This is a genomic window from Mycobacteroides franklinii (assembly GCF_001853795.1).
GTDB classification, from domain to species: domain Bacteria; phylum Actinomycetota; class Actinomycetes; order Mycobacteriales; family Mycobacteriaceae; genus Mycobacterium; species Mycobacterium franklinii.
On the sequence record NZ_MLIK01000024.1, the window covers coordinates 64,653 to 76,548 of the forward strand.

Consider the following 11,896-nt stretch of genomic DNA (forward strand, 5'->3'; position numbering starts at 1 on the left):
GTGTGCTAGGCGTCTTCGGTTCGGGTGAACTCCACGATGTCGCGCCATCGGCTTCCGGTCGCGGACGCGAAAGCGAATCCCTGGGGCTCGGTGAGGGCGCGGAGTTCCTTGATCCCCAGTCGATCGGGATCGAGGAAGATCTCGTGGAAGACCAATCGCCCGCCGGGTTTGAGCACCTGCCCCAGCGATCGGATGCATGCCTCCTTATCGGGGACCTCGCCGATCACGCTGGACAGGAACGCGACATCAAAGGTGTTGTCCGAAAAGGGAAGCCCGCCACTCGCATCGCCCGAGTAGAACCCGGCGTTGCGGTGTCCGGCCCGCTGAAGCTTGCGTCTTACCTTGTCGAGCATTTCTGGCTGTACATCGAACAGGTCCAGATGTCCGCGGGGGAGGCGCGATGCGATAGGCACGCTGAAGATGCCCGGGCCCGGGCCGATCTCCAGCACCCATTCGTCGCCGCGTAGCGCCAACTGCTGGGCGACCCCGGTGGGGTTCACGAATTTTCGGTGAATCGGGTTGTCGAGCATGAAGGCCGCCTGGTGTGGGAACGGAAAGTCGCCGGCCCGACGCACCTGGCGTACCACGGTGTCCATCCAAGTTGTAGGCATAGAGTAAGGGTACCCTTACTTCTGTCGCAGTGGGGCCCCTCGCTAGTGGTGGCCGCCGCCACCACTGCCGCTGCTGCCACTACTACTGCCGCCTCCGCCTGGGCTGGGTGCCTGGGTGGCGGTGCTGTATGTCGGTGCCTCCCGCGTGGGTGCTTCGCGCGTCGGAGCCTCCCGGCTGGGTGCTTCCCGGGTGGGCGCGGCCGGTTCAGCTGCCGGTGCGTGAGACGGAGCTGTCTCGACGGGTACCGGCTCTGCCGTTGCGCGCGGTGCGGGCGCCTCGGAGGTCGGGACCTCGTGCGTCGGTGTGTTGCGCTGCTTGGTTGGTTCGGGAGCCGTGGTGGGTTCCACCGTCTGTGACGGTGCCACGGTCGCCGTTTCGTGGGGAGTCGGCGTCGCCGGTGTCTCGTGCGTCGGAGCCGGCTGCGTCGTCACCGGAGCGGAGGTCTCCTCCTTGGGTGTGGGTGTCGGCGCGACCGAGGTGAGTGTGGGTCCCGGGGTGCTTGTGGTGGCGTTGGCCGGAGGCTCGGACGACGGCGCCGGTGTGTGCGACGGCTCGGTCGACGGCGCCGGGCTCGCGGTGCTGGATGTCGCGCGCGGCTCGGTCGTCGGCACAGGTGTCACCGGCGGAACGGTGGGCAGCGACGGAGGTGTGAAGTCGGCGGGCACTTCCTTCGGCGGAACTGTCGGCGCCGGAGCAGTCAATACCGGTGGAGCGGAAGGCTTTACGGTGGCAGGTGACTCCGGTCCGGAAGACTTCTCCGGCGCCGGGGGTTGGGCGGCGAGCTCCTTGCTGAAGTTGCGGGCTGACTTGGTCGACAGATCCTTGATCAGATCCTTCGACGGGCGGGCCGACTTGTCATCGGCAATGAACTGCGCGAGCGACGCGTCCAGGTTCACCACGGGCTCGGCCAGCACCGGCCGGTCGGCGATGCGGGCCACCGGCGACCAGTCGCGCTGTAACGGGTTGTCCCAGTTGCGATTCAGGTTCCAATCCCGGTACTGAGAGGGATCGATTCCATGCGACTGATCCCAGAGACTCCGGCTGTACACCGGATTGGTGTTCTGGAATTTCCAGTCGTAGTACTGCCGATACGGGTGGTATTTGTCGTACCAGCCCTGGTCGCGGGGGTCATTGTCGTTGACCTGGCCCCACTCATTGCGGCCGCCGCGATCCCGTCCGTCGCGGTTGTAGCCCGACCAGTTGTAGCCGTCCCAGTTGTAGCCCCACCGGTCGTAGCCCCACCGGTCGTAGCCCCAGCGGTCATAGCCCCACCGATCGAAGCCGGTGAAGTCGTATCCGTACCGGTTGAAACCGGAGAGCCCCCAGTTGAACCAGTCCAAGACGTTGTATCCGTACAGCAGCGACCACGACGGGTCATAGCCGCCCAGATCCTGAAGGTTGGGTGTCAATGGCGGCGCGATGGGCGCCGGCCAGTCGGCGACCGGATCGACCGGAATACCGGGAGGCGGGGGAACCGCGTAGGACGCGGGTGCGGCGGCAGGAGCGTTCGCCGCGGCGGTGTATCCCCAGCTGGGCGCGGGGGATGAGGCCGGTGCCGCCGGCCCCACATTGGCCGCCAGGTTCGTGTCGGTGTTCACCCCGGGAGGTGCCGGCAGCGCGGGAAGCTGTTGGGCCTGCTCGGGGGTGTATTGACGCAGCTGCTGGTTGAGCTGCAGATACAGATTCTGCAACGAGGTGCGCTCATCAGAGGTGGAGACGTACTCCAATCCCTGTTTGGCGTCATTGAGCGAGCTGCGGGCGTCGGTGAGCTGATCGGCTGAGGGCTGCTTGCCGTTGCCGAGGATGTCCTGGGCGTTCTTGAGGTCGGAGACCACCGCGCGCACGGCGATGTCCTGCGAATGGGTGGGGAAGACGGTCTTGTTCAATGACCACAGGGAAGCACCGGGCTGTGCGCTGTAGGCCGCGCCCATGAGAACCGCGAACAGGAGGCCAACCAGTGTGCCGAAGGCGGCTGCGCGCAGCTGCGGCTCGCCGGGCACGTACTTGCTCCATCGTGCGGGCGGTTCGGGATTCTCCTCGGGGAACTCCCAGGACCGCATGGCCGTGTCCTCGGTAGGAGGCGGAACAATCGTCATCTCAACCTTCTGTACTACCGGTGCCCCCGCCGAGCCGCGCGGGAACAACTACCAGCACTAAGTACACACCGAACTCTAGGTATTCCATCGCCAGCCTAGTCGTGGTCGTTACCGATTCTTAGTAATCCGGTAGTACCACGATCAGTGACGTTGGGGCGCAATCAGTCCCGGTACATCGCCCACAGGGATGGGCCGTTGGCCGTAGGTCTGATCTCTTCGACCACCTTGAAGCCGAAGCGTTCATAGAGCGGGTTGTTGCGGATGTTTGAACTCTCCAGATACGCCGGCCCCTCGATCTGATCGATCTGGTGCTTGAGGAGCTCGCTCCCGATGCCCCGGCCGGGAACGGCCGCGCCGATGGTCGCCAGATACCAATGCGGGTGAGTAGGGCGAACCGCCGCGGCGGCGCGCGCCAGCGCGACACCGCGAGCGATGCCCAGCCGCAGCCCGCCCAGTAGCAGCGGGACTGCCCGCATCCGCTGTGCGGCGGGCGGCTCCCAGCGAGGGGGATCCCAATGTGCGGCCCCGACCGCGACCCCGTCCTCGTACAGCAGGTACTCGCCCTGGCCGGAGCCGTGCAAGGCCAGCGAAACGCCGCGGAAGATCGTCTCGTCGCGTCGAGGATCGGAGTTCACCCAGCGGAGGACGGGATCCTCGGCGAACGCCGTGGCGATCACGCGGTGGGCAACGGCTTCATTGGTGGAGTCGAGCTCTCGGATCTCGCGGGTCATATGTTTTCTACGAGTCCGGGCCGCGGAAGGTTCCCGGCTGGGCTGTCCATCAGTCCTGGGTGCGGCGCATCACTACGCCGGCAGCGATGGCGATGGCCACCAGCAGCAGCGTCGAAACGCTGGCCACGGCGTGGATGCCGTCCGTCCATCCGGTGCGGGCGAGCTCGGCCGCGGCAGCGCCCGCCTCGCCGCCGATGTCCTGGGCGCGTGCCATCGCCTGGCCCAGCGTCTCGTGGACATGGGTGTGCGCCGTGAAGACGGCCGAGGCGAGTGCGCCGAACAAGGCCAGTCCGAAGGCGGTCCCGAGTTCGAAGCTCATCTCGGAGATGCCCGTGGCTTGTCCCGCCCTTTCTGTCGGGGCCGCGCCGAGCGCTATGGCGGAGACGAAGGTGAACATCACCCCGGCACCGGCGCCGACGATCACCGTCGCAGCGATGTAGACGCCGACCGGTCCATGCGGCCCCAGCGCGAGCAGCACCGCATTGCCGATGGCCATCGACAGCAGCGATGCCACGAACGTCCAGCGTTCACCCAGGATGCGTTCGATACGCGGTGCGTCCATGGAGAAGTAGGCGACGGTCACCGCCATCGGCAGTCCCAGGAATGCCGCGGCGAGCACATCGAACCCCAGAACGGACTGCACGTAGAGTCCGGTGAGGTAGGTAGTGGCGCCGAAAGTCGCCATGGCGCCGACGGTGCCGACGATCGCGACGGTAAAGGTGCGGTTTCGGAACAGATCGAGCGCGAGCAATGGATGTGGGTTGCGCATCTGCTGGCGGACGAACACCGCGAGGGTGAGCACGCCGATCGCGCCGGTGATGGCGACGGCCGTCGAGAATCCGTGTGTGGCCATGGCTTTCACCGAATAGACAAGTGTCATGATGCCGACCATGGACAACGCGACGCCAGCGAGGTCGAACGGCGCGCGCACCGGATTGCGGTACTCGGGGATCAGCGTGTTCGCGGTCAGCAGCAGCCCGATCAGTACCGGCACATTGATGAGGAACACCGAGCCCCACCAGAAGTGATGCAGGAGTATGCCGCCGATGACGGGCCCGACGGCCGCACCAAAGGAGAACGCCGCCGACCAGATGCCGATGGCGAGCGCCTTCTGGCGTGCGTTGGGGAACATGACCCCGATGAGTGAGAGGCTGGCGGGCAGCAGCGTCGCGCCGCCGACGCCCATCAGCGCCCGGGCGGCGATAAGTGCCAGCGGTGTGGGTGCGAATGCGGCGAGCACCGAGGCGGCAGCGAAAAGGGTTGCGCCCCAGAGCATGAGGCGACGTCGACCCCAGCGGTCGCCCAAGTTGCCCATGGTGATGAGCAGGCCTGCGAGTAGGAACCCGTAGACGTCCAGGATCCAGAGCTGTTCGGCTGCTGAAGGATTGAGTGACTCGGACAGTCGGGGCATGGCCAAGAACAGCACCGAGACGTCCATGGACACCAGGAACACGGGTAGCAGTAGGGATGCCAGACCGAACCACGTGCGGCGTCCAGCGCGGTCGCCCTCGGGGGCGGTCGCGTTTTCTGGCGCGGTGGACTTGCAGCTGGTCATGGGGTATCGCTCCGGTTATATTGAGGCGCGTACGGCGTACGCAGCAGACTGGGTACACTGTACGCAAATCGGCTAAAATGGTCAATCGAGTGTGAAGGGAGCGTCGTGACGGATCCGCGCCTGACGCTGGAGTCGATTGTTGCCAAGGCCATCGAGATCGCGGATTCGGATGGTCTATCCGGAGTGTCCATGCGCAAGATCGCCGATGCGCTCGGGGTGGGTGCCATGTCGCTGTACCGCCACGTGGCCGACAAGGATGCGCTCCTGGTCGAAATGACCGCCGAGGTCACCCGGCGATTCGCCTATCCCGACGACATGATGGGCGATCCGGATTGGCGGGCGCGGGTGCGCGTCGCCGTCGAGTACGACTTCAACCTGTACAGCACCCACCCCTGGGTGCTGCTGGCATACGCGGTGCCACGCAATGGGATGCAGCCGGAAACCCTGGTGTGTTTCGACTGGTTGCTCGAGGCATTCGGTCACTTACAGATTCCCGTACCCGAGGCCGCGGAATTGGCGTTTCAGGTATGGAGTTACTCGCAGGGCGTGGGCCTCGGTGCCGTCGGCGGGCAGCTCGTCTCGCCGGGGACGCGTACCGATTTCTCGGGGTTGTCGGAATTGATCGCCGGCACCGCCGATGTGCCGGAGTCTCCACGGTTGGCCGCCCTGGTGGGGTTGGGTGACCTGCCACAGGTAACCAACCCGCGTGAGGTGATCGTCAAGGGCGTGGAAATCCTCTGCGACGGCATCGCACGGCGATACCAGAAGCTATAGGTATTCGGAGAGAATCGTCGCCTCGACGCGCAGCTTTGCGGCGGCCCCGGGCTGCCCGAGTGCGTCGTAACGATCGGCCTCGGTGATCCGGTCGTCCACTTGCGCTTGCACGATGGTGCGGACGTCAGCGGGGGAGAGCGTGCGACGCGGAGCTTCGGTCGCACCAAGGCCCGTGGCCGCACCGGCTATGTGGGTGCTGTTCAGGGTGGTGTCCATGGTGCTGTCCACCGATTCGGCATTGTCGATCGCGGCGATCGCGGTGCGCAGCGCGCTGACGGCCTCGCTGTTGCGGGCCTTCAGTGCGACGCTGAGGTCGGTGCGCATGGTGGCGCGCAGTGCGTGTGGGTCGTGGTTCGATGTCATGGGATCACGAGCGTAACGGCGGGGATCGATGCCGGCCACCGAATAACCATTGGTGTCAGTGAGATTCGGGTACGCCGACGCCGTACGTGTGGACGTTCTTGAGCTCTTTCTGATACGACTCGGCCTTGCCGCGCACCGCCTCCATCAAGGTGGGGTACTGGCCGATCCCGTGGGGGCCGACTCCGCCGAGCTCGAAGACAACCCCCGGCTCATCGCTGAAATATGAATGCGCGACGGCAATGACCATGACGTAGTCGTCCTCGGTGCCGAAGACGGGAATGAGTTGATTGAAGGAATGGGCACCGAAGTACTCGGGAGTCAGGGATGCGCCTTCGATGTACGCCTTCATGCCCTCCCAATTCTTCGAGCCTGGCCCCGCGTCCGCGAGTGCGAACAAATCATCGAAACCGCAGAAGGCGCGCATGCCATCGGAGACCTGGAGTAGGTCGCGATGGTCGGCATCGAGGTAGAGGCCCCATTGCCGCTCGGTGGCACGAATATCGTCGCGTGTCGTCGGCCGGGCTGTGCCGGGCAGGTCGTAGCGGGTGTCCTTGTCGTGCAGGGTCTTCTGCTGATCGCCAAGCATCGACACCAGCGAGGACCATTCGTCCTGCCGGGCAGAGCTACTGGGGGAGACGCAGGCGCAGAGCAGCGCTGCGGTGAGAAAGACTATTGCGCCGAACCGCATACGTTCCCCAAAAATTGCACCTACCAGTCACGATAGCAAACGAAGACCGCAGTGGGGGGGCTTCGGCTAGTGCCTGTCGGATGGCCGGTGAACAGGCTGGGAAAAGGCGCGCAGCATCGCGGGGAAGGCGAGCCGCTCCAGCATGCGAGCCTCGACCGCGTCGGGCTCGACATAGACCTGCGCGGCGGCGCCTTCACGCAGTGCGGTGGCAAGCCGCGCGACGAGTTCGGTGTCGATGATCAACTCCCGATCGGCGATGGACATCAGCTCATTGATTACCCCGGCGGCTTCACGCCGTAGGCGGGCGTCATGTTCGGCCAGTACGGCAGCGGCCTTCGGTTCGCGAATCGCGTAGAGCGTGAACTCGGTGCTGATGAGGTACCAGCGACGCTGGTCGGGGCCTTTGTCATCGATGAGAGCGATGAAGGTGCCGACGGGATCGGGACTGGCGCGGCACTGCTCCAGTGCTGCGTGCAACTGCGTGATCAGCTGATCGCTGCTGGCATCGAACAGCGCGAAAAAAAGTTCATCCTTGCCCGAGAAGTTCGAGTAGAACGCGCCGCGGGTGAATCCTGCTCTCTCGCAGATATTCTCGATGCTCGCACCGTGGAAGCCGCGCTCGGCGAATACGTCAAGAGCGGCCTCGAGCAGGCGTGCGCGCGTGCGTTCACGCCGGTGAGTCCAGTCTTTCGGCATCGGCTTCCTTTCGCTTGTCGAAAATCTAGCACGGTAACAATACAACTGTGTATCTGAAATCATGGCGCCAGTCGCGGTGCGTCGCGTCTCGTCGCGGCGGCGGGGCCGAGGTAAGGCGGAGGTGAGAGTTGTTTATTTTCACCATATTGAGGTGCATTCTTTGCGTCTGACTCACTCTTGACGCGTTTCGCGCCCGGCGGTAGCCTGCGAAAAAGGATACAGATCTGTATCGAAAGGAGATGAGATGGCCGCCGGAGGGACCACAGTGAATGAGGAGATATCGGCCTACGCAGTCGGTTCCACGGGCACCGACTGGATGCACAGGCCTTCGACCACGACAGTCAGTGAGGAACGTGATCTCCGGTTGCGCGAACTGGCGGCAGCTTTCCGGATCTTCGGTGCCTTCGGTTTCTCCGAAGGCGTGGCTGGGCACATCACCGTCCGTGACCCCGAGTTCCCCGAGACGTTCTGGGTGAATCCGTTCGGCATGAACTTCCGGCACATCACGGTGTCGGACCTCGTCCACGTCGATCACGACGGAAACGTGCTCACCGGAGACCGGCCGGTCAACAGGGCGGCGTTCTGCATCCACTCGGAAGTGCACAAGGCGCGACCGGATGTGATCGCCGCCGCGCACGCACACTCGATACATGGAAAGGCGTTTTCGTCATTGGGCCAGCCATTGCTGCCGATCACCCAGGACGCGTGCGCCTTCTATCAGGATCACGCGGTGTACACCGACTACCTCGGGGTGGTGACCGACGTCGAGGAGGGGCGCGCCATCGGTGCGGCCCTGGGGCCGGCCAAGGCGGTCATACTGCAGAATCACGGGCTGCTGACCGTGGGACATTCCGTGGCCGAGGCGGCCTGGTGGTTCATCACCATGGAACGGTCATGTCAGGCGCAACTACTCGCCATGGCAGCGGGTGAGCCGCGGACGATCGCCCACGACACTGCGGTGTCGGTCTATGAGCAGATCGGCACGCCGCTGGCCGGATGGTTCCAGTTCCGCCCACTGTGGGACGACATCGTCCGGACTGCTCCCGAGGCCTTTCGTTGAGCGGCCAGGGGATCTCGACCGTCGACTTACACACTCACGGGCTGAGTATCGCGCCGCGGTGGCTACGGGCCGTGGCGGGCAAGGCCATCGACATGCCGTCCGAGCCGCTTTCCTCCCTTGAGAATGGCCGGTTGGCCGTCGTGACCGCGGTGGGGGACGCGGTACTCGGAACGGCATGGCGGCTCCGATCGCCGTGGAGCGGGGTCAAGGCACAGCTCGCCCTTGCCCGCGCCGAGGCCGCAGCGGCAGGTATTTCGGTGGTGAACAACGTCGAACAGGGACAGAACACCGATCGGCCATCGGTGATGTTGGGTATCGAAGGTGCTGATGTGGTTGGGGCGCAGCCTGATCGGCTGACCGATCTGTATCGCCTGGGCGTGCGTGTCCTCGGTCTGGTCCACTACGCGGACAATGGGCTCGGAACCATCAGTACCTCACTCACCGGAAGCCGCGGAAGCAGAAGCGTGCGGTCCGGGCGCTACGCCGCCGGCTTGACGGCGCTGGGTAGAGAGATTGTGGGAGAAGCGAACCGGCTCGGGATGCTCATCGACGTAGCCCACGCCGATGCGGCCACCACGCTGTCGGTCTGTGAGCACACGGCGGCTCCGGTCATCAGTTCTCACACCGGGGCAGCCGCCGTTCAAGAGTTTCCGCGCTATATCAGCGATGTCGAGGCCCGTGCGATAGCCGACACCGGTGGGCTGGTCGGGCTGTGGCCCATGGGCTTTCGGGGACTTGGTATGCGGGACCTGGACGATTTCGCGCGGCACGCTTCGCACCTGGCGGCGCTCGTCGGCCCCGATCATCTGTGCATAGGAACCGATATGAATGGCGTACCCGGATTCGTCGAAGGATTCGAGGTGCCCACCGGGTTCTCCACATTGGGCGATGCGCTACGGCGCACAGGATTCAGCGCGCCCGAGGTCGAAGGGATTCTCGGTGGCAACGCAGTGCGCGTCATGAGGAAGGTTGTGGACAAACCACAATCCTGACAGCCTGCCAATCACTTTCATGTAGAAAGGAATTCGACCGTGAAGACGCACATAGAAACGGCTCATGCGCCCCGGCCCGTAGGGCCCTACTCGCAGGCCGTCCGGATCGGCGACACCATTCAGGTAGCCGGGCAGGTAGGAATCGACCCCGAGACGGGTTCGCTGGCCGGCGCGACAGCCTACGAACAAACCGTGCAGGCGCTATGCAATATCCGGGCGATCCTGCGTGAAGCCGGCGCGGATTTCGATGATGTCTTGATGCTTCGGGTGTACCTGCAGGCGCCAGAGGAGTTCGGGGAGCTGAACCGGGCCTTCGAGGAGAACCTCAGTGCTCCCTATCCCGCACGCACCACACTTTTCGGTGGACTACCCACCGGCTTGCTGGTCGAGATCGATGCGCTGGCAATTCTTTCAGGGACAAGAGAGTAGCCGTGCGGATCCATCACCTGAACTGTGGCTCGATGGCTCCACTCGGCAAGCGTCTCCTGGAGGGCAAGGGAGCGCCGTGGCAGCGCGGGCGTTTGGTCTGCCATTGCCTGCTTATCGATACCGGCGCGAAATTGATTCTCGTCGACACCGGGTTCGGACTTCGGGATATCGCCGATCCGGTCGGCAGGATTGGACGTCCGCTTCAACTGCTGTTGAACCCCGCGTTCGCCGAAGGTGAGACCGCGGTGCGTCGGGTGGAGGCGCTGGGATACGACCCCGCCGATGTCAGCGATATCGTGCTGACCCACCACGATCACGACCATGTCGGTGGAGTCGATGACTTCCCGCATGCGCGTCTGCATGTGCACGCGCTGGAGGCCGAGTCCATTCGGTCGCAGCTCACTCTCCACGACCGTGTCAGATACAGCGGTCAGTCCGACTTGATGAACCGTAGGCGCGGCCGGGATCGCTGGGTCGAGTACTCGATCGGCGGTGACTGGTGGTTCGGGTTTGAGGCAGCCCGCCAGCTCTCCGGACTGTCAGAGGAGATCGCGATCATCCAGCTGGCGGGTCACAGTCGCGGGCATGTCGGAGTGGTGATCGACACCGGCGGAGTTGGCCGTCCGCGCTGGCTGGTACATGCGGGCGATGCCTTCATGCATCCCGGCGAGATGAGCCCCGACCCGCGATGCCCGATGGTGCTGCGGGTATTCCAGAATCTGGTGCAGGCTGACGCGACGTCGCGGTTGTACAACGCCCAGCGATTGCGGGAACTGGCGGTGCGTGAGGATGTGCAGATCATCAACGCACACAATCCTTATTACCTGGACCACGTCGCCGCGGCGGGGGAGCGCACGCAGGGGGCTGTCCGGTGAAGATCGCCATTGCGGGGGCCGGCAGCATCGGCTGTTACCTGGGTGGCCGATTGCAACTGGCGGGGCACGATGTTGTCTACATCGGCCGGGCACGGCTCGGGCAATCCATTGCCGAGCATGGCTTGACCGTCTCCGATTACCTCGGACTCTCGGAGACCATTCCGGGGCGAGACTGTGTCTTTACCGAAGACATTGACGCTGCGGGTGACGCCGACGCGGTCCTCGTCACAGTGAAATCAGCTGCCAGCGCAGGGATCGCGGAGTCGTTGGCGGGCGGATTGCGGCCCGGGGCGCACGTGGTCAGCCTGCAGAACGGGATACGAAACCCCGCAGTGATCGCGGAATACATCACGCAGCACAGTGTGATTGCGGGAATGGTCGGATTCAATGTCGCCCACATTGCGCCGGGGCACTTTCACCAGGGCACTCAGGGAAAGCTGGCGCTCGCCCGCGGTGCCGAATCCGTAGCGAATGCGTTGGGTGACAGTGGATTACCCACCGATCTGCATGATGACATGCTTGCCGTGCAGTGGGGAAAGCTCTTGGTGAACCTCAACAACGCGGTCAATGCGTTGTCCGGTCTGCCCTTGAAATCTGAACTGGAAGACAGGAACTTCCGCCGCGTGCTCGCGGCAGCGCAACGCGAAGCGCTTGAGTTGCTGCGACGCGTGGGTCAGGCGGTGGTGAGCCCGCTGGCCGCGCCGATTACGTTGATGCCGTGGGTGCTGCGTACACCCGACCCCATATTCAGCAGGCTGGCGCGCCAGATGGTCACCATCGATCCGCAGGCGCGCTCCTCGATGCTGGACGACCTCGAGGCGGGCCGGTCCACCGAAATCGATTACATCAATGGTGAAGTCGTGGCTCTCGCGGCACAGTTGGGCCGGAGCGCGCCGGTCAATGCCACGCTGGTCGACCTGGTCCGCGCGGCAACTGAGGGGAGTCGCACGCAGTGGGACGGTGCCGAACTGCTCCGTGAGATCGGTCGTGGTGTCGGGTGTGGCGAGAGGAGTGCACGGGCCTGA

General features: G+C 64.5%; 13 protein-coding genes. 6 read left to right on the top strand and 7 right to left on the bottom strand.

What is annotated here, in order from left to right; translation table 11 throughout:
• Positions 1–5 precede the first annotated feature (5 nt).
• From BKG76_RS19725 to BKG76_RS19740, 4 genes are all read right to left on the bottom strand, one after another.
• Entirely contained in the window at positions 6–596 is a 591-nt protein-coding gene (locus BKG76_RS19725; protein WP_070939435.1) for a class I SAM-dependent methyltransferase, read from the bottom strand.
• A gap of 57 nt (positions 597–653) precedes the next feature.
• Positions 654–2,708, bottom strand: a complete 2,055-nt coding sequence (locus tag BKG76_RS19730) for a hypothetical protein (protein ID WP_070939436.1) — start codon at positions 2,706–2,708, stop codon at positions 654–656.
• Positions 2,709–2,869: 161 nt separating this feature from the next.
• On the bottom strand, positions 2,870–3,439 hold the full coding sequence (locus tag BKG76_RS19735; RefSeq protein WP_070939437.1) for a GNAT family protein: 570 nt from the start codon (positions 3,437–3,439) through the stop codon (positions 2,870–2,872).
• Positions 3,440–3,488: 49 nt separating this feature from the next.
• Complete coding sequence (locus tag BKG76_RS19740; protein ID WP_070939438.1) at positions 3,489–4,994, bottom strand: MFS transporter; 1,506 nt, start codon at positions 4,992–4,994, stop codon at positions 3,489–3,491.
• 105 nt (positions 4,995–5,099) lie between these two features.
• On the opposite strand from BKG76_RS19740, the gene BKG76_RS19745 reads away from it, so the two are divergent.
• Positions 5,100–5,768: a TetR/AcrR family transcriptional regulator gene (locus tag BKG76_RS19745; protein ID WP_070939439.1), complete on the top strand. Its 669-nt coding sequence runs from the start codon at positions 5,100–5,102 to the stop codon at positions 5,766–5,768.
• Here BKG76_RS19745 and BKG76_RS19750 read toward each other — a convergent pair.
• The 3 genes from BKG76_RS19750 to BKG76_RS19760 all read right to left on the bottom strand — a co-directional run bounded on the left by BKG76_RS19750 (position 5,763) and on the right by BKG76_RS19760 (position 7,515).
• On the bottom strand, positions 5,763–6,131 hold the full coding sequence (locus tag BKG76_RS19750) for a hypothetical protein (RefSeq protein ID WP_070939988.1): 369 nt from the start codon (positions 6,129–6,131) through the stop codon (positions 5,763–5,765). The two genes, BKG76_RS19745 and BKG76_RS19750, sit on opposite strands and share 6 nt — an antisense overlap.
• 55 nt (positions 6,132–6,186) lie before the next feature.
• Positions 6,187–6,723: an SMI1/KNR4 family protein gene (locus BKG76_RS19755; protein WP_083338192.1), complete on the bottom strand. Its 537-nt coding sequence runs from the start codon at positions 6,721–6,723 to the stop codon at positions 6,187–6,189.
• 162 nt (positions 6,724–6,885) lie between these two features.
• Positions 6,886–7,515, bottom strand: coding sequence for a TetR/AcrR family transcriptional regulator (locus BKG76_RS19760; protein ID WP_070939440.1), 630 nt, complete (start codon positions 7,513–7,515; stop codon positions 6,886–6,888).
• A gap of 244 nt (positions 7,516–7,759) precedes the next feature.
• On the opposite strand from BKG76_RS19760, the gene BKG76_RS19765 reads away from it, so the two are divergent.
• From BKG76_RS19765 to BKG76_RS19785, 5 genes are read left to right on the top strand one after another with little or no spacing between them, the layout of a single operon-like run.
• Positions 7,760–8,575, top strand: coding sequence for a class II aldolase/adducin family protein (locus BKG76_RS19765; RefSeq protein ID WP_070939441.1), 816 nt, complete (start codon positions 7,760–7,762; stop codon positions 8,573–8,575).
• Positions 8,572–9,567, top strand: coding sequence for a dipeptidase (locus BKG76_RS19770; protein ID WP_070939442.1), 996 nt, complete (start codon positions 8,572–8,574; stop codon positions 9,565–9,567). Before BKG76_RS19765 ends, BKG76_RS19770 begins: the two co-directional genes overlap by 4 nt.
• Before the next feature lie 39 nt (positions 9,568–9,606).
• Positions 9,607–9,996: a RidA family protein gene (locus tag BKG76_RS19775; RefSeq protein ID WP_070939443.1), complete on the top strand. Its 390-nt coding sequence runs from the start codon at positions 9,607–9,609 to the stop codon at positions 9,994–9,996.
• Positions 9,997–10,028: 32 nt separating this feature from the next.
• Positions 10,029–10,871, top strand: coding sequence for an MBL fold metallo-hydrolase (locus tag BKG76_RS19780; RefSeq protein ID WP_207543797.1), 843 nt, complete (start codon positions 10,029–10,031; stop codon positions 10,869–10,871).
• On the top strand, positions 10,868–11,896 hold the full coding sequence (locus BKG76_RS19785; RefSeq protein WP_070939445.1) for a 2-dehydropantoate 2-reductase: 1,029 nt from the start codon (positions 10,868–10,870) through the stop codon (positions 11,894–11,896). Before BKG76_RS19780 ends, BKG76_RS19785 begins: the two co-directional genes overlap by 4 nt.

Excerpts from the sequence above, each read along its gene's own strand:
- BKG76_RS19725 (WP_070939435.1), bottom strand. The coding sequence starts at position 596 with ATGGACACCGTGGTACGCCAGGTGCGTCGGGCCGGCGACTTTCCGTTC.
- BKG76_RS19730 (WP_070939436.1), bottom strand. The coding sequence starts at position 2,708 with ATGACGATTGTTCCGCCTCCTACCGAGGACACGGCCATGCGGTCCTGG.
- BKG76_RS19735 (WP_070939437.1), bottom strand. The coding sequence starts at position 3,439 with ATGACCCGCGAGATCCGAGAGCTCGACTCCACCAATGAAGCCGTTGCC.
- BKG76_RS19740 (WP_070939438.1), bottom strand. The coding sequence starts at position 4,994 with ATGACCAGCTGCAAGTCCACCGCGCCAGAAAACGCGACCGCCCCCGAG.
- BKG76_RS19750 (WP_070939988.1), bottom strand. The coding sequence starts at position 6,131 with ATGACATCGAACCACGACCCACACGCACTGCGCGCCACCATGCGCACC.
- BKG76_RS19760 (WP_070939440.1), bottom strand. The coding sequence starts at position 7,515 with ATGCCGAAAGACTGGACTCACCGGCGTGAACGCACGCGCGCACGCCTG.
- BKG76_RS19765 (WP_070939441.1), top strand. The coding sequence starts at position 7,760 with ATGGCCGCCGGAGGGACCACAGTGAATGAGGAGATATCGGCCTACGCA.
- BKG76_RS19780 (WP_207543797.1), top strand. The coding sequence starts at position 10,029 with ATGGCTCCACTCGGCAAGCGTCTCCTGGAGGGCAAGGGAGCGCCGTGG.